The organism is Paenibacillus sp. NPDC058898, assembly GCF_049316025.1.
Classification (GTDB): Bacteria; Bacillota; Bacilli; order Paenibacillales; family Paenibacillaceae; genus Paenibacillus_AQ.
In genome coordinates, this window is the sequence record NZ_JBMOSM010000004.1 from 268,170 (window position 1) to 285,800 (window position 17,631).

A 17,631-nucleotide genomic window follows, 5' to 3' on the forward strand; every position below is an offset into this window, starting at 1 on the left:
TCCCGCTCGTTTACCTATATTATAGGATGTATGTTGAAGCGTCGGCATGTCGTCCGGCGCTTTCTTTGTGGCTCATTCGAACAGAAGGGATTTGAGATATATTTATGCAATCAAGAGATCAGATTCGCAACATTGCCATTATTGCTCACGTTGACCATGGCAAAACAACACTTGTAGACCAACTGCTGCAGCAGTCCGGTATTTTCCGGGAGCATGAGACGCTGCAGGAACGCGCGATGGACTCCAATGATTTGGAGCGCGAACGCGGAATTACCATCCTAGCCAAGAATACGGCTATTACGTATAAAGATTTCTTGATTAACATTGTGGATACACCTGGACACGCCGATTTCGGTGGTGAAGTTGAGCGTATTATGAAAATGGTCGACGGCGTTCTGCTCGTTGTTGACGCTTATGAAGGATGTATGCCTCAGACCAAGTTTGTGCTAGGTAAAGCTCTTGCACATAACTTGACTCCAATCGTCGTTGTGAACAAGATTGACCGTCCGGCCGCCCGCCCAGCAGAAGTGATCGATGAAGTGCTTGATCTGTTCATTGAGCTTGGTGCGAATGACGACCAACTGGACTTCCCCGTTGTATATGCATCAGCCCTAAACGGTACTTCAAGTCTGGATCCGGAGAAGCAAGATGATAACATGCTTGCTCTTTACGAGACCATTATTGACCATATCCCATCCCCTACTGAGAAAGTGGACGAGCCTCTTCAGTTCCTCGTTACCTTGATGGATTACAATGAATATCTGGGCCGTATTGCCGTCGGCCGTGTGAACCGCGGTATCATTAAGCAAGGCCAACCGGTTACCGTTATGCTTCGTGATGGTTCCACCAAGAGTGCCCGTATCGAGAAGCTGTTCGGCTTCCAAGGATTGAAGCGGATCGAGGTTGCTGAAGCAGGTGGTGGCGACATCGTGGCGATCGCAGGTATCAAAGACATTAACATTGGAGAGACCATTGCGGATCCACAGAATCCTGAGGCATTGCCTGTCCTTAAAATTGATGAACCAACCCTGCAAATGACGTTCCTTGTTAACAACAGTCCTTTTGCCGGACGCGAAGGCAAATGGGTAACATCCCGTAAGCTGCGTGACCGCCTCTTCAAAGAACTGGAAACGGACGTAAGTTTGAGAGTGGATGAGACGGAGAGTCCTGATGCCTATATCGTATCGGGACGCGGTGAGCTTCACCTCAGTATTTTGATTGAGAATATGCGTCGTGAAGGTTATGAGCTTCAAGTATCCAAACCAGAAGTTATCGTTAGAGAAATTGATGGCGTCAAAATGGAGCCGATCGAACGTCTTATGATCGATGTACCAGAAGAAAGCATGGGTTCTGTTATGGAAAGTCTCGGAACACGCAAGGCTGAAATGGTGAACATGGTGAATAACGGAAATGGTCAAGTGCGTTTGGAATTCCTGATTCCCGCTCGTGGACTTATCGGTTACCGTACCCATTTCCTGACCTTGACACGCGGTTATGGTATTATGAACCACGCATTCGACAGTTACGGTCCGCTTATTGGCGGTCAAGTGGGCGGACGTCACCAAGGCGTGCTGGTTTCCACGGAGAACGGATCTTCAACGTTCTATGGCATGATGTCAGTGGAAGACCGCGGTACCCTGTTCCTGGAACCGGGAACTGAGATTTATGAAGGTATGATTGTCGGGGAGCATACCCGCGATAACGATATCGTCGTAAATATTTGTAAAGAGAAGCAATTGACCAACGTTCGTTCGGCAACGAAGGACGACACGGTTAAATTGAAAACACCGATTATTTTCTCACTGGAACAAGCGCTTGAATACTTGAACGATGACGAGTATTGCGAGATTACGCCGAAGTCCGTTCGTCTTCGTAAGAAGATCTTGAACAAGAGTGAGCGCGAACGTGCAGAAAAGCATCGTAAAATGGCGCAAGCAAATCTATAATAGATAGAGATCTACTTGTCCAAAAGGAGTGAACCTATCATGCAAGAATGGTTTGCCTCGCACCCACTCATCTCTTATATCGTGATTTTTGTGCTGATCACCTACGTTTATAACAAGGTATTCCGGGTGAAGCAGAAGCTCCCTCTGTTGAAGGAGATTCTCCTGTATATCTTGATGGCCTTGGGTTCGGCGATACTGCTTGTGTTTCAGATTGATAAGCTGCCGATTATCCAGTGCTTGTTAGTAGCTGTGGCATTGATGCTGATGGTGCGTATTCGATATTTTGTTGAAGATCGTCAGAAGAAGAAGGCTCAAACCGAGCCGAAGTCATAAGCTTTGTAGAAATTTAGCAACTCAGGTAACAACCATACGGCAACTTTTTGTCAGTCCCCATCGTTTATAAGAGAGAGAAGTCAACCAAGGTCCGGTAAATGCTTCGAAATTTGAAGCGTTTATCGGACATTCATCTAATTTGAATGAAATAAGGTGTTATGATATGAAACCTACTCATACCAATCTCCCTCCGAGAGCCAAAAATGGGGGGAAGGGCAAGAAACAGCCAGTTCCAAAAAAGAAAAAAAGCGCATGGAAATCATTTTTTAAATTCATTCTTATCGTCTTGTTAATCGCAGTAATCTCTGCAGCAGGTTATGCCGGGTACTTGCTCTTGAAGGGTAATGAGATCATTGAGAAAAGCGGGATTGATAAACCTGTAGCTCCAGGACAATCTGCAAAAGAAAAACCGATTACGGTGCTTCTCTTGGGAACGGATCATCGCCCGGAGACGGGAACTTACTTGACGGATGTGGTCATGGTTGCCACCATGCATCCGGAAACTAATACGTCGACGCTGGTTTCCCTGCCGCGGGACACACTGATTGAACTCGAAGGATACAAAGCGAGTAAACTGAACGCTTATTACCCAAGGTTTAAAGCGGCCTACAATGCTGCGGAGAAAAAGGAACCGGGCAGTGGCATTCCGGCTGAAGAAGAAATGAAAGTTATGATGAGCAAGTATCTTGGCGTTAATATCGACTATGTAACGGTTATCGATTTCCAGGGATTCCGTGATGTGGTGGACACATTTGGTGGCGTAGATGTTAACGTTCAATACAATATGTGTTACCGCGATACTGCCGACGGGACCGACATTAACCTCACTGTGGGTCCTCAGAAACTGGATGGCAAGAAGGCGCTGGATTATGTTCGTTACCGTAAATCGAGTAAAAGCTGTTCGCCGAAAACGAAGGAGTCAAGCGATTTTGAACGTAATGCTCGCCAAAGCGAAGTATTGCATTCCCTGCTCGATAAGATGAAGACGCTTGGAGGCGTTGCGAAGGTGGGCAATGCTCTAGATGCGGTCAGCGATAACATGACCACTGATTTCGAGCAGGAGCAGATTCGAAATTTGATTGCGACTTATTATGATATCGGAAAAGATGATGTGAAATTCATGCCGGTTACAGGCAATTGGAAGAGCCCTTATGTGTATATAAGCAGCAGCGAGTTGGATGCAGCGAAACAAGCGCTGCAAGATGAGCTTGCCGGCAAGCATAACGCCGGCGAGCAGGGGACAGAAGCGGATTCTGCAACAACTCCGTGACAATTGAAGGCAAGTTTTATTGTATGCTATAATACAATGTATCAGATGGAGATCATTGTACAGGAGGCCGAAGGCATGTCCTACCTTATGATGCATACGACACACCCATTGATCTGTAATCGGCAGACGGATAAACCTGCCCATGCATTTGTTCGAGCAGATTTCATTTGGGGATGGGAGCCTTTCAGATGTCATCCTTCTGATTCCATGTCTTCTCAGGCGTGTTCATTCGACATGGGTGTCAATTTCACACCAAACAGGCTACAGAACTCCGAATATGATACGGGTCATGTCACTGGCGAAGCAGAAATGCTCGTTAGTCGCGTTGTTATGACCTTAAAAAAAGCCCAGTGAGCTTCACTGGGCTTTTTTGTATGAAATTTGGGGTTAGGTGACGGGCAAACTCGAGTTATGACAGGATTTGTCTTCTGCTGATTGGTGAGTTTACCTTCAAGAAGGTCTATTTATTATGGTGCGGGTTGGCTGGTGCATTCCCTCGGTTATTCGGTTTAACCGAGGGAGTACCGTTTTGCTGTACATTCCCGTCTCGCGGCGTTACATCTTTAGGCAGCTGAGGAATGATGCGACCTACGATGTCAGCAAGTTCACTGGCAAGTCCTGAAACAGGATGCCCCTCCTGAATATGCCGACCAAGATCGGCAATCCGGTTTGCAACGTCCACATCGGCCGTAACAAGTGCATTGGCACCTGCCGGATCGGCTTGAAGGGCTTCCGCGACTGTGTATTTTATGGTTCCGACTTCCGCACGATCTAAATTTCCATCTACATTAAGTCCAACAACAGCCGTTTTTCCCATGACAACACAGTTCGCGTTTTTAACGCCGGGCACCCTCTCGGCAAGTGATTTCAGGTGATTCGCGGTTGTAGTGTCGACTCGTCCGTTGTTATCATTTACGTTGCCAACTCGTCCCGTATTCGTGTTATCCGGAGTCCGGCCGTCTACATTGTTAGTGGTATAACCTCTGTTCCCGCTCATGTTGTGAACACTGTTAGCAGTAGTACCATTGGTTTTACCACGAGGAGAGGGTGATGCATTGTGATTGGCGGTCCCGCAGCCTGCGAGCAACAACACCGTTAGCATTATGGATAGAGCAGCTCTCATGGATTGATCTGTCCTTTCGTAGTAGAGTTCACTAAATGACTTCAGTCGCTACGCTTATTATGTCCGGGACAGAAAGGTTTATGTGTGTACCTGATGAAGAAGCAGTGGAGGGATAAGATGAAAAAAATATTTGTGCTGGATACGAACGTATTACTTCATGATCCTCAGTCGATTTATGCATTCGATGAGCATGAAGTCATCATTCCTGCGGTGGTTCTTGAGGAGATTGACTCGAAGAAACGAAATGCGGATGAAATCGGCCGCAACGCCCGCACGGTCTCCCGATTACTTGATGGTATAAGAGAACAAGGCCATCTTCATGACGGAGTTCTTTTGGAGAACGGCGGGACGTTGAAGGTCGAGCTGAATCATCGCAGCTTCGTCAAGGTACAGGAGTTATTTAGCGAAGCATCCAACGACAACCGGATTTTGGCTGTCGCGTTAAATTATAAATTGGAGGAGGAGCCGAAGGAGGGCGGAAGACCTGTCGTTCTGGTCAGCAAGGATGTGCTTGTTCGAATTAAGGCCGATGTGCTCGGATTAACGGCACAGGATTATCTATCGGACCGTACAGCCGATCCCAGTGAATTATATCCTGGATTCTCTACCTTAAAGGTTCACCCTTCGGTGATTGACGAATTCTACAGCTATCGTTATTTGCCGATTAAACCTCTTCAATTGTCTTATCCACTTTATCCCCATGAATTTGTTATCCTGAAGGATGAGATGGGGTCAGGGAAATCTGCCCTCCTTCATGTAAATGAGGATGCAACTAGATTGGAGCCCCTTCATTTAAGCAATGAACCTGTTTGGGGCATCAGCGCCCGTAACGCCCAACAGCGTATGGCGATTGAGCTTCTTCTGAATGACGAGATTCCGCTAGTCACCATTACCGGGAAGGCCGGAACGGGAAAAACCTTGTTGGCTTTGGCAGCAGGCCTTTCCAAGGTGGAGGATGAGCATAAATACAAAAAACTGCTGATTGCGCGTCCGGTCGTTCCAATGGGGAAGGATATCGGTTATTTGCCTGGCGAAAAGGAAGAGAAATTAAGACCATGGATGCAGCCGATATATGACAATCTGGAATATTTGTTCGACACCAAAAAATCGGGTGATATCGATAAAATATTGATGGGGCTTGGCAGCATCCAGGTGGAGGCTCTGACTTATATCCGGGGCCGCTCGATACCAGGTCAGTTCATCATTGTGGATGAGGCCCAGAACTTATCCCGTCATGAGGTCAAGACGATTGTTTCCCGAGCGGGAGAAGGGAGTAAGGTGATCCTGATGGGAGATCCGGAGCAGATTGATCATCCTTACCTGGATGCTGTGAGTAATGGGCTGACCTATGTGGTTGAACGCTTCAAGCAAGAAAATCTGAGCGGGCATATTACGTTGACAAAAGGGGAACGATCCAAGCTGGCTCAGTTGGCTGCCGACTTGTTGTAATATATATTTCCCGAGAAATGATAACGCAAAGTAAATTGTATGATAAAGACTGTTCAAGACTCATAGGACAGTCTTTTTTTCTTCCCATCGTTAATTAGTAAAATCTGGACTAGATAATTAACAAAAAAGATAGGACAAGAGCACTAGAAGTTTGGTAAAATAAGGGCGTGCGACTATTGAAGGAGTGAAGATGGGATATGAAGCGGAAGAAATATTGGTTCTTATTTGCCATTTTACTGTTGTCTTTATCCAGTTTATCTCCCAGCTTTGACTTCACTCACCATACTAGACGAGAGCCCCCGGGGGATGAACCGAAACCTCCGCAGCAAAGACCGGAGGTACCGGAGACTGATCTGGGCCCGATCAAGGTCGGTGTTCAGTTAAACCCGGATGAACTGAGACAACTTAAAGCTCTTAATGAGCGTTTTATGGAAGAGACCGGTGCTGAGATTGAAATCACGCCTCTGGAAACGAGTGAAACACAGAAAGAGTCGTTTCTGCTCGAGATGTCCCTTGGTGAAGGACCTGATATTGTATTAACGGATTCACACCTTATTAAAGCGCTTGCAATGAGTGGCTGCTTACTGCCTGTTGATGCTTCTCAAGGCGCAATGCCAGGCGAAGATATCTTGAATGGTCTTCTGCCGCCGCTGCAGTGGAACGGGTATCAATGGGGAATGCCGTTTGATATAGACCCCTATATTATGACTTGGCAGACCAAGGGAAAGGGCGGCGAACCATTTAAAGTGCCAGAGAGCCGTCAGGCGTGGCAGGAATATTTGGAGCGGCATAAGGTAAGCCCTGTCCTCTCATTTGACTGGAATGATCCTTATGCGTTCGGTGCGGCGGTTCATTTGCTCGAAGGTGATCCCTCCAAGCCGGATCAAGAGGTGCTCGATATGCTGATTCGCAATCATGGAAGAGTGACAGAATCAGCGCAAGGATCGACAGAGGTAGACGTTAATGGCCAAGAGTCGACCATCTCCGGTAAGGTGGAAGCAGCCGTGGTCATTGGGCCGTATTCGAGCTTTTCAAATCAAGAGGACGTTGGAGTGTCACTTGCATTGGCAATGGGGAAGGCGCATCTGGATACGCCGGTTGTCCGAACTCGAAGTTTTGCGGTTGCCGCACACACGGAATCATCGGCGCTTGCCATGAAATGGATTACGTATATGACTGGCAAAGCGATGCAGCGTGAATGGAGCAGAGCGGCAGGAACGCTGCCCGTTATTTCCGAGTTGTATGTCATGGGTACAAACCTAAGTGATCGGGGCATTTGGCAAAAAGCGGCCGTTCCAGCCCAGGTGCTGCTCTCTCGAAATGAGCCGGCTGCTTTGAATTTTGGTGATTCGGAAGGTTTTCAAACATACAGCCAAGCAGCAAATCGATTGCTGCTTGGCGAAATCACGATCCAACAATATATGGAATTGTACTCGTCTCCTCAACCTTAAAAAAGCTGCCCAAGTGAAGGGCAGCTTTTTTCTATAAATCCAGCTCCATTTTGACCACTAATCTTTGATCCTGGCTGGATACCTGTGTTGCTTTTAAGAAAGACACCAACTGTTTAGGATAAAAATTCATGTCGAATTCGTCCTGCAGGGCTTTGCGCGTGGTGTCAGGCAATTCCAGTCGATTGAATACAAGTTTGTCGACTTGAAACATGATGGCATTCTCCGGTTCGTTGATCACGGTGTATTTTCCTTCAATCAGCAGCGACAGATTTCCGCTCTCACCCGAAGCTATAACTTTTCCATCGTCAAAGTGGAAAGCAAAACTGTTAAAGATTTCATCTTCGGATCTTAAAAATGCGTTGAGATCGTCTTCATGGATATCGATGGTGTACTCCTTGCCGTTTGTTTTCAGCATATTCTTACTTCCCTGGACAAATTGCGGCAAGTTTTCCATGGCGCTGGCTAAAGCCTGGAAGTGACGCTTTACTTCGTACAGCCCCACGTTCTCCCAATAAAGGGTGAATTCCTCAATCAACTTTTTCATGGCATCCGGGTTGCCGCTGGCTGTCAGTGCTCCGTCAACCTGCTGTTCAAGTGCCAGCACCCGTTCACGCTGCTTAACAAGGCTGTCCTTTACTTCGGCGAGCTGAGAAGCATTGCGTGCCGCTTCAGCCTGGGCGGAGGCAAGGGAGCGGTACTGATTGTTATATACCGCAAGTGTATCCCGATCATTTTGAATAATGATATCGTAAAAGTCCATGATCCGGAATAAACCGGCTAAGTCTTTTGCAGACAACAGCATAAAGAATAAATGATCACGTTCACCCATGTAATAAGACCGAAGAACAGCTCCAGCCCGATCGCGCCGGTCTTCGATACGCAAGCCCATATCCTGAATTTTGATTTGCAATTCGCTCTGAAGCAGCTGCAATTCGGCGATGCGTTTGGTTATCCGTTCGATTTCATGGTCGATCTCCACGATGGAGAGACTGTCCTCCAGAAGTTTGCGTGCCTCTTCCGAATCAGGCATAACCGGGCTTACATCCTGCTCGGAATATACCAGAGCGGGAGTCCCTATGAAGCAGAATAACAGGGTTATACACAGCATGACCGGGAGGAGAGTTTTTTTTACTCGTACATTCAAACGGGAGTCCTCCTTGAATGGTTGTTAGTCGAAAGGAATCCAACCACTGTCTGTCCCTTCATTTTAACCAATATATGACGTATACGACTTAATTATCAACCTTCAGGCACTAAAAAAGCGATCCGGCCGCTAAAGCACCTGATCGCTCTTTTAAGTACTCTCGTTCTCTAATTGCAAGGAAAATCCACCAGCGGGCCTCTGTTTGTCCAGGTTGAGCGCCGGTGGATTTCAAGCATCGCTTGCACCATTTACCTGTTAGAGTGGTTTGCCCATAATGAAGACCGTCCAATAGCTAAAGCCTGTGAAGGTCACGATCATATAAGCCCAGAAGAGAAGAATATAGGTTCTCTCCGTGAATTTCAAATATCCCAGGATCACGAAAAATGCAGTCTGCAGGAAGAAAAGCAGTGCCATTTCAATATGATCTCCGGCAAAGGCCATCAACCCGATAGTCAGGGTGAAAAAGCCAAGGACTCGAAACATCCGTGCCACGATTATATCCTCCTCTCGTATGTACGCACATAATGCTGCTATCAACATTATAGCGTTATGGCAAAAACGTGTAAACGCCTAACTCAAGAAAACCCTTTATTTTTTATTATTAACCAGAAGTAAGACATTGAATTCGTGAATAATTTGGACGAATCTCCCCCTTTTCCCTTCGTATGAGTATGATCTGTATTCAAAATGGAAATACATTTTAGTATCAAATAGATTCTATGAACTCTATGAGAGGCATAGAAATGAATTAAGCAGTTTTTATACCCTATTCAGCAGCCGATTTACGGTATTGAAGACGGTTATTTTAGGATGTCGTTAGGAGGGTTTTGTGGTATGTCAGCAGTGAGACAGGATGCATGGAGTGCAGAGGACGACCTAATATTGGCGGAGGTGACTCTTCGTCATATTCGTGAGGGCAGCACCCAATTGGCTGCCTTTGAGGAAGTGGGAGAAAGAATCGGCCGGACATCGGCAGCATGTGGATTTCGTTGGAATAGCTGCGTTCGCAAGAAATATGAGGATGCTATTAGCTTGGCGAAATCTCAGCGTCAAAAGAGAAGTTATTATAAAAAACAGCCTTCGGTAAGTGGACCGCAGGTTGCCGGCTTGGCTGCTCCGGAATTGGAGCACGATGTCTATAAGAATGATGGTGCAAGTGAAGAAACACTGTCCATCGATGCCGTTATCCGTTTCCTTCGTCAGTGGAAGGGCGGGCTTCAGGAAAGTTCACGTCAGTATAAATTGCTTGAGAAGAACTTGCGTGAAAAAGAGGATGAGCTTTCAAGACTCCGCAGTGAGAATCAAAGGTTATTGAAGGAAGTCAGCGAAGTGAAAACGGACTATCATGTGGTCAATGACGATTATAAGGCACTGATTCAGATCATGGATCGGGCACGCAGACTTGCTTTCTTAAATGAAGAAGACGAGGAGCTTAAAACACGCTTCAAAATGGACGCAAACGGTAATCTGGAACGAATCGAATAGGTAAAGGTTATCTTGCTCTAGCCGTAACCCGCATTAGTGCATTCCATGCGCTTTGGCGGGTTATTTGTGCGTATCGAGGATTATTCTGATATATACTAGGACTAGTACTTCGTGGTTGATTACAATAATGGGGGATTATGATGAATATCCATATTATCGGAGCTGGCTCATTGGGGCTATTATATGCGGGTAAACTTGCGAATTCAGGGTGCCGTGTCACGTTATGGAGCCGAAGCGAGGAGCAGGCGGACAAGCTTCGGGCTTCCGGCATAACCATCGAGGAGAAGGGGCAGCACCAGGTCGTTGACGCCCATGCGTTCTCGGTCTGTTCATGGTCAACGTTTGCGCAGTCGGGTGGCGCTGGCGATGCGGATTATCTTTTCCTCATGTTGAAGCAGCAAGGGATCGAAGAGATGGCAACGGAGATGTTGGCTCAATATGGTCAAGAACATCGGAGACTAATATGTTTTCAGAACGGTACAGGCCATTTGGAGCGGCTTCAAGACCTGCTGCCGGTATGGACGATCTACGCTGCCATTACTACGGAAGGGGCCAATCGTTCAAGCAGCGTCTCTGTTTTGCATGCCGGTCATGGAACGACGACAATCGGCAAAATGATGCCCGCTGGGAGCCCATTAGATCCTTTCTCTCAAGAAAATCATGAAATTGAACTGGTTAAACAGCTGAATAGAGCAGGATTTGAAGCTTTTTTGTCGAATCAAATGGATGAGATGATTTATCGCAAGCTGTTGATGAACGCAGTCATTAATCCATTGACTGCATTGTGGCGGATTCCTAACGGAGCGCTGTTATCTTCCCCTGAACGAGTCAGGCTCATGAAGCAGTTATATCATGAAGGCATCGCCGTATATGAAGCGGGCGGAATTCCTTACGGAAGCGGGCTGTGGGAATGGATTATATCCGTCTGCCAATCGACTTCAGGTAACACGTCCTCCATGCTTAAGGATGTAATGGACGGCAGAACGACGGAAGTTGCCTGGATTAACGGAAGTATTGTCCGTTTGGGCCAAAAATATGGCATTTCTGTTCCAACACACGAGCTGGTCACACAGCTCATCGAGGGGATGAATACATAGGGGGTCTTAGCATGGGTTTCTTGCAGGGGCTGTTTCAAACATTAAGTTCTTTTCCGTTCATTCCGTTTTTACTGGTTTATTTCATTGTCTTGCAAAGAAATAAAAATCGAAAGCAAGCGCTGGAGCTGGCCATGGATGTCACCACATTTTTTATGCTGTTTTCGGTCTCCGCCTTGTTTAATAATACATTCCAGTCCAAATTCGGTTTCTATCTCATACTCCTCATGCTGCTCATTGCAGCGGGGCTGATCGGCAGTGCGCAGAACCGCTGGAAAGGCAAGGTTAACGGTAAAAGGCTGCTGCGCGCCGTGTGGCGTCTCGGGTTTGTCAGCATGAGTTTCGGGTATATCATGTTCACATTTTTTGGTGTCCTCTCCTACATAATTAAGATGATGTAAGAACAATCTAATAACTAGAATTTTATGATAAATCTGTTTGATCCTTGGGTCAGGCAGATTTTTCAATTTATTGATTTCTGGATTTTTTTGACCACTGGTTGTATAATCGATAAGCATATACCTAAAATCTATGAGGGGGATACCGCAAGATGAAGAAACAAAAGAAATTAATGCTTCTAATGACGTTAATTCTTGCTTTCAGCTCAGTTTTAGCAGCATGTGGAGCTGACAAGAACGATGGCGCCAATAAAGGCGGAACGGCGGACAAGCCTAAAGAGCAAGTCTTCCGTATGAACCTTGCTTCCGACCCTCCTACATTGGATCCGGGCTTGGCTCAGGATAACACGTCGAATACAGTAATCAGTGCTGTGTTTGAAGGTTTGGTTCGGAAGGGTGCAGACGGCTCAGAAGAGCCTGGCGTAGCCGAAAAATGGGATGTTTCTGAAGATGGATTGAAATATGTCTTCACCCTTCGCAAAGATGCCAAATGGAGTAACGGCGATGCAGTAACGGCAAAAGATTTTGAGTATGCATGGAAACGCGTACTTGATCCGAACTTTACTCCAGCATCACCATATGCGTATCAGCTCTATTACATTAAGAACGCTGAAGCTTACAATCTTGGAGAGATCAAAGACGCCAATGAAGTCGGCGTAAAAGCAACCGATGATTATACGCTCGAAGTAACGCTGGCAAACCCAACGCCATACTTCCTCAGCTTGATGTCATTCCAAACCTACTTCCCGATTCACAACTCCGTTGAAGGTAATGCTTCTTGGGCAACTAAACCGGAAACATTGATTGGTAATGGTCCGTTCAAAGTTTCACAAATGACCAAAGGTCAAAAGATCGAGCTTGTGAAGAACGACCAATATTGGGACAAGGATGCAATCAAACTTGAAAAAGTTCAAATGAGTATCGTGAACAGCTCTGCAACTGAACTTTCAAGCTATCGTAACGATGAATTGGATTATGCAGGACATCCAACAGGGAATATTCCGACGGATCAGCTGAATGCGATCAAGAAGGAATTGGGCGATGAACTGATGATTAAAGGTATTTCATCGACGTATTTCTATATCTTTAACACAACAGAAGAACCATTTGACAATGTGAACATCCGTAAAGCTTTCGCAATGGCGATTGATCGTCAGGCGATCGTAGAGAAAATCACGCAAGGTGGACAACTTCCTGCACATGGTTTTGTTCCTCCTGGTATCAAGGGTGAGTCCGACGAGTACCGTAAAGAGGTACCGGATACTTATTTCGATGAAAATCTTGAAGAAGCTAAGAAACTGCTCGAGCAAGGTATGAAGGAAAAAGGCTATACCACATTACCGGAAGTTACTTTAATTCATAACTCCGATGACAACCATAAGAAAATTGCGCTTGCTATTGCAGATATGTGGAAGAACAATCTCGGCGTTAGTGTGAAGGTACAAAACCAAGAGTGGGGCGTATTCCTGAAGAACCGTGATGCTTTGAACTATCAAGTGGCACGATCCGGTTGGGGAGCAGACTATAACGACCCGATGACTTATATCGATATGTGGACATCCAACGGCGGCAACAATGACACTGGCTTCAAGAGCGAAGAATATGACCAGCTTGTGAAGGATGCTTATGCAACTAGCGATAACGCTAAACGCATGGAGCTGATGTCCAAAGCTGAGAAAATTCTCGTTGAAGACAACCAAGTTGTTATGCCGATCTACTACTACTCCAGTGTGTCCCTGGTTAAACCATGGGTGAAGAATCTTCATCTGGATTATAAGGGTGATATCGATTTCACACGTGCATATATCGAGTAGTCTTTTGTAAACCATTTATAAAAGACTACAGTTCGGGATATATATGTGGGGCACTTCAAACCTCATATATATCCCGATTTTTTTGTATGAGCACAAGGTTTCCAAATCTTGTGTCCGTTGGTGAAAGTTAAGGGATGCCAGGTCCGTTCTAGAATAATACAATTATATAGACGGCTTGGTTTAGAACAACTGATCAGGAGGCTAGCGAAATGCTGAGGTATGTGGCGAGTAAGTTTTTTTATATGCTTGTATCGTTGTTCATACTGATCTCAGCCACTTTTTTTCTTATGAAAGCCATACCGGGCGATCCGTTTATGGGAGAGAAAAAGCCATCGCCTGAAATTTTGGCGAGGCTGATGGAGCAGTATGATTTAGATAAACCGGTATTTCAACAATATACGAAATACTTGGGCAATATCGTTCAGGGTGACTTTGGTTTGTCTATGAAAAAACAGGGGCAATCCGTCACTGATATTATTGTTGATACATTTGGCCCTTCACTTCGATTGGGTCTTGTCGCGATCGTAGTATCTGTTATTGTGGGTGTCCTGCTGGGGATGCTTGCAGCTCTGTATCACCGCAAGCTGATTGACAACATCGCCATGATTATCTCGGTTCTCGGGATCGCGGTACCGAGTTTTGTACTCGCATCATTGTTGCAATTCGTTCTCGCAGAGAAAGCGGGCATTTTCAATGTTATGGGCTTTGAAGGACCGCTCGACTACGTGCTTCCTGTTATGGCTCTATCTGCTCAGCCGATTGCATTTATCGCGCGATTAACGCGATCCAGCATGCTGGAAGTACTGCATTCGGATTATATCAAGACGGCGAAGGCCAAGGGTCTTAACTGGTTCGCTATTATGTTCCGCCACGTGATCCGAAACGGGATATTGCCGGTCGTAACTTATGTCGGCCCAATGACAGCGAACATCATTACCGGTTCGGTCGTTATTGAACAGATCTTCGGTATTGGCGGCATTGGCAAGCAGTTTGTGGAAAGTATCACAAACCGCGATTATACAGTCATTATGGGGATTACCATATTCTACGGCATCTTGCTGATGCTGGCGCGTTTCATTACAGATATCGTATATGTATTTGTGGATCCACGCATTAAATTGACCGGCGGGAAGGAGGGGTAGACATGGAGAAAGAACAAAGTATGCCTCATCCTGCGGCACTAAACTTGAAGCCTGAAGATTTTCAGAAGATTGGTCCTGATGAGAAACAATCCGAGGTAATACAGCGTGAAAGTTTGTCCTCCTGGAGAGATTCATGGGAAAGATTGCGCAAGAACAAGCTTGCTATGTCCGGCTTGATTATTATGATCCTGATTGTCATCATGGCCATTATCGGCCCGATGATCTCTAACTATGATTATGAAACGAATGATTTGATGAATACGAATATGCCGCCTTCATCAGAACATTGGTTTGGAACCGACGATCTGGGCCGCGACGTTTTTGTTCGTACTTGGATGGGTGCTCGGATTTCCTTGACCGTTGGTCTTGCAGCAGCTGCGATTGACTTGATGATTGGTGTAATATATGGCGGCATCATGGGTTATTTCGGTGGCCGTATCGATGAGTTTATGAATAAGTTTGCCGAAATTTTGTATTCCATTCCGTACCTGCTCGTTACGATTTTGCTGTTGGTTGTATTTGAACCAAGTTTAGGAACGATCATACTCGCCTTAACCATCACCGGTTGGATTAACATGTCCTGGATTGTGCGGGGCGAGATTATGCAGCTTAAGAACAGAGAATATGTCCTCGCTTCACGTTCGATGGGTGCGGGAACCGGGCGCCTGTTGTTCCGGCATTTGATTCCGAATGCGATGGGTCCGATTATCGTTACCTTGACCCTGTCGGTTCCAAGTGCGATTTTTGCCGAGGCTTTCCTGAGCTTCCTTGGTCTTGGAGTTCAAGCACCAATTGCTTCATGGGGCTCCATGATTAATGATGCCCTGTCCGGATGGATGTACTATCCATGGCGGATGTTGTTCCCTGCTCTATTTATCAGCTTGACGATGTTAGCATTTAACATTTTCGGTGATGGATTGCGTGATGCGCTGGATCCGAAATTGAAAAAATAGGAGGTGGGAAGGTATGGAACCGATCTTGCAGGTAAAGGACCTCAACGTATCGTTTCGTGTTCGCGGCGGTGAAGTAAAAGCAGTCCGCGGCATGAATTTTGAAGTCGGCAAGGGGGAGACGGTTGCCATCGTCGGTGAGTCCGGAAGCGGTAAAAGTGTTACCGCCCAGACCATTATGCGATTGATTCCGTCCCCGCCCTCAGAAATAAAAAAGGGTGAGGTCATTTTCCAAGGACAAGACCTTCTCAAAAAAACAAATAAACAGATGGAAGCGATTCGCGGCAAGGATATCGGGATGATCTTCCAGGATCCAATGACGTCGCTAAACCCGACCATTCGAATAGGTAAGCAAATTACGGAGGTGCTGATCAAGCACCAGGGGATGTCTTTCTCCGAAGCCAAAAAACACGCCATAGAAATGCTGAAGCTGGTGGGTATCAAAAATGCGGAGGAGCGCTTCAATCAGTATCCGCATGAGTTCTCCGGCGGTATGCGGCAGCGTGCGATGATCGCCATTGCGCTTGCATGTAAGCCGACGCTGCTGATTGCGGACGAACCGACAACGGCACTCGACGTGACCATTCAGGCACAGATTATGGACGTTATGAAGGAAATGCAGGAACGCTTGGGCACATCGATCATTCTGATCACGCATGACCTCGGCGTTGTTGCCGGCATGTGTGACCGTGTCATCGTAATGTATGCAGGTGAAGTGGTGGAAACAGGAACGAAATGGGAGATTTTCAAAAATCCGCAGCATCCTTACACCAAAGGTTTGCTTCGCTCCATGCCTCGTCTGGATCAGAAGAAAGACGAACCGCTTATTCCAATTATCGGAACACCACCGGATCTGATCAAACCGCCTGTAGGCTGTCCGTTCGCCGCTCGCTGTGATGAAGCTATGCGAATTTGTGAACGGGTGGATCCGGGCGCAACGGAATTTAGCGACACGCATATGGCCCGCTGCTGGAATCTGCATCCGATGGCGAAGGAGGCGCAGGGTTCATGAAGGATAACCACTTGATTGAGGTAAAAGGCTTGAAGAAGTATTTTAACGTAGGCAAAGGCCGGATTCTTAAAGCAGTTGACGACCTGAACTTCTATATCCGTGAAGGCGAAACGCTTGGCATGGTGGGAGAGTCGGGTTGTGGTAAATCAACAGCAGGACGGACGATTCTTCGTCTCTATGAACCTACGGCCGGCAGCGTTAATTTTAACGGAACGGATATTTACAAGCTGTCTCCGGGCAAGATGAAGGCGATGCGCCGCGATATGCAAATGATCTTCCAGGATCCGTATGCCTCGCTGAATCCAAGATTCACGGTGTCGGATATTATCGGAGAAGCTTTGGATATTCACGGTATGGCCGGCAGCCGCGCCGAACGCAAGAAGCGGATTGAGGAGCTGCTGGATATGGTCGGCTTGAATAGTGACCACTCGACGCGTTACCCTCATGAATTCTCCGGCGGTCAGCGCCAACGGATCGGGATTGCTCGTGCTCTTGCGGTAAACCCTAAATTCATCATATGCGACGAGCCAATCTCGGCGCTTGACGTTTCGATTCAGGCGCAGGTTGTCAACCTGCTCAAGGATTTGCAGGACCGTTTGGGCTTGACCTATCTCTTCATTGCGCATGACCTGTCCATGGTTAAGCATATCAGTGACAGGGTAGCGGTTATGTATTTGGGTAAAATGGTGGAACTAGCAGACAGTGAAGAACTGTATGCAAATCCGATCCATCCTTATACCAAGACCTTGTTGTCCGCAATTCCGATTCCGGATCCAGAAATTGAGGCAAACAAAAAGCGTCTCAAGCTGGAAAACGATATGCAGGGGCCGATTTCAGCTGCCAAAGGCGAAGACGGAACGGTTCAACTGGATGTGAAGGATTCGGAATTGGTCGAAGTGTCCAAAGGACACTGGGTTGCAAAAGCCTACGCTTGAACAAGCGGACCTGAATATGAGAAAGCTGCTTCAAGAATAGCCGCTGGCATCGTGCCGGCGGCTATTCTTTTCCTTTGACGCAGAA

At 46.6% G+C, this 17,631-nt stretch carries 17 protein-coding genes; 14 read left to right on the forward strand and 3 right to left on the reverse strand.

What is annotated here, in order from left to right:
- Positions 1 to 104: 104 nt before the first annotated feature.
- From typA to ACOZB4_RS13185, 4 genes are all read left to right on the forward strand, one after another.
- Entirely contained in the window at positions 105 to 1,946 is a 1,842-nt protein-coding gene (gene typA / locus ACOZB4_RS13170; protein WP_076320611.1) for a translational GTPase TypA, read from the forward strand.
- Between the two features lie 39 nt (positions 1,947 to 1,985).
- Positions 1,986 to 2,279, forward strand: a complete 294-nt coding sequence (locus ACOZB4_RS13175) for a YlaH-like family protein (protein WP_076320612.1) — start codon at positions 1,986 to 1,988, stop codon at positions 2,277 to 2,279.
- A gap of 163 nt (positions 2,280 to 2,442) precedes the next feature.
- Positions 2,443 to 3,549: an LCP family protein gene (locus ACOZB4_RS13180; protein WP_379406554.1), complete on the forward strand. Its 1,107-nt coding sequence runs from the start codon at positions 2,443 to 2,445 to the stop codon at positions 3,547 to 3,549.
- A 45-nt stretch (positions 3,550 to 3,594) separates the two neighbouring features.
- Complete coding sequence (locus ACOZB4_RS13185) at positions 3,595 to 3,903, forward strand: hypothetical protein (RefSeq protein WP_422759546.1); 309 nt, start codon at positions 3,595 to 3,597, stop codon at positions 3,901 to 3,903.
- Positions 3,904 to 4,009: 106 nt separating this feature from the next.
- Here ACOZB4_RS13185 and ACOZB4_RS13190 read toward each other — a convergent pair whose 3' ends face one another.
- A complete protein-coding gene (locus ACOZB4_RS13190; RefSeq protein WP_422759547.1) occupies positions 4,010 to 4,672 on the reverse strand; it encodes a YhcN/YlaJ family sporulation lipoprotein in 663 nt (220 codons plus the stop codon).
- Between the two features lie 117 nt (positions 4,673 to 4,789).
- On the opposite strand from ACOZB4_RS13190, the gene ACOZB4_RS13195 reads away from it, so the two are divergent.
- Entirely contained in the window at positions 4,790 to 6,121 is a 1,332-nt protein-coding gene (locus ACOZB4_RS13195; protein WP_076320616.1) for a PhoH family protein, read from the forward strand.
- A 197-nt stretch (positions 6,122 to 6,318) separates the two neighbouring features.
- Positions 6,319 to 7,572 carry an extracellular solute-binding protein gene (locus ACOZB4_RS13200; RefSeq protein WP_379406552.1) on the forward strand — a complete coding sequence of 418 codons (1,254 nt, stop codon included), beginning with the start codon at positions 6,319 to 6,321 and terminating at the stop codon, positions 7,570 to 7,572.
- 31 nt (positions 7,573 to 7,603) lie between these two features.
- On the opposite strand, the gene ACOZB4_RS13205 is transcribed toward ACOZB4_RS13200, so the two are convergent.
- Complete coding sequence (locus tag ACOZB4_RS13205) at positions 7,604 to 8,716, reverse strand: coiled-coil domain-containing protein (RefSeq protein ID WP_379406551.1); 1,113 nt, start codon at positions 8,714 to 8,716, stop codon at positions 7,604 to 7,606.
- A gap of 255 nt (positions 8,717 to 8,971) precedes the next feature.
- Complete coding sequence (locus tag ACOZB4_RS13210) at positions 8,972 to 9,208, reverse strand: DUF2626 domain-containing protein (protein ID WP_006209059.1); 237 nt, start codon at positions 9,206 to 9,208, stop codon at positions 8,972 to 8,974.
- 342 nt (positions 9,209 to 9,550) lie between these two features.
- Between ACOZB4_RS13210 and ACOZB4_RS13215 the strand changes: the two genes are divergently transcribed.
- The 8 genes from ACOZB4_RS13215 (at position 9,551) to ACOZB4_RS13250 (ending at position 17,546) form a co-directional block, all read left to right on the forward strand.
- A complete protein-coding gene (locus tag ACOZB4_RS13215; protein ID WP_076320619.1) occupies positions 9,551 to 10,201 on the forward strand; it encodes an RsfA family transcriptional regulator in 651 nt (216 codons plus the stop codon).
- 140 nt (positions 10,202 to 10,341) lie between these two features.
- Positions 10,342 to 11,298: a ketopantoate reductase family protein gene (locus ACOZB4_RS13220; protein WP_422759548.1), complete on the forward strand. Its 957-nt coding sequence runs from the start codon at positions 10,342 to 10,344 to the stop codon at positions 11,296 to 11,298.
- 11 nt (positions 11,299 to 11,309) lie between these two features.
- Positions 11,310 to 11,696 (forward strand): DUF3397 domain-containing protein, encoded by a 387-nt coding sequence (locus ACOZB4_RS13225; RefSeq protein ID WP_339271936.1) that lies wholly within the window; start codon positions 11,310 to 11,312, stop codon positions 11,694 to 11,696.
- Between the two features lie 149 nt (positions 11,697 to 11,845).
- Complete coding sequence (locus ACOZB4_RS13230; protein ID WP_339271937.1) at positions 11,846 to 13,507, forward strand: peptide ABC transporter substrate-binding protein; 1,662 nt, start codon at positions 11,846 to 11,848, stop codon at positions 13,505 to 13,507.
- A gap of 209 nt (positions 13,508 to 13,716) precedes the next feature.
- Positions 13,717 to 14,649 carry an ABC transporter permease gene (locus ACOZB4_RS13235; RefSeq protein WP_379406549.1) on the forward strand — a complete coding sequence of 311 codons (933 nt, stop codon included), beginning with the start codon at positions 13,717 to 13,719 and terminating at the stop codon, positions 14,647 to 14,649.
- 2 nt (positions 14,650 to 14,651) lie between these two features.
- Positions 14,652 to 15,602 (forward strand): ABC transporter permease, encoded by a 951-nt coding sequence (locus ACOZB4_RS13240; RefSeq protein WP_379406548.1) that lies wholly within the window; start codon positions 14,652 to 14,654, stop codon positions 15,600 to 15,602.
- 13 nt (positions 15,603 to 15,615) lie between these two features.
- Positions 15,616 to 16,611 (forward strand): ABC transporter ATP-binding protein, encoded by a 996-nt coding sequence (locus ACOZB4_RS13245; protein ID WP_076320625.1) that lies wholly within the window; start codon positions 15,616 to 15,618, stop codon positions 16,609 to 16,611.
- A complete protein-coding gene (locus ACOZB4_RS13250; protein WP_379406547.1) occupies positions 16,608 to 17,546 on the forward strand; it encodes an ABC transporter ATP-binding protein in 939 nt (312 codons plus the stop codon). The genes ACOZB4_RS13245 and ACOZB4_RS13250 overlap by 4 nt, the downstream gene beginning before the upstream one ends.
- The last annotated feature ends 85 nt before the right edge of the window (positions 17,547 to 17,631 follow it).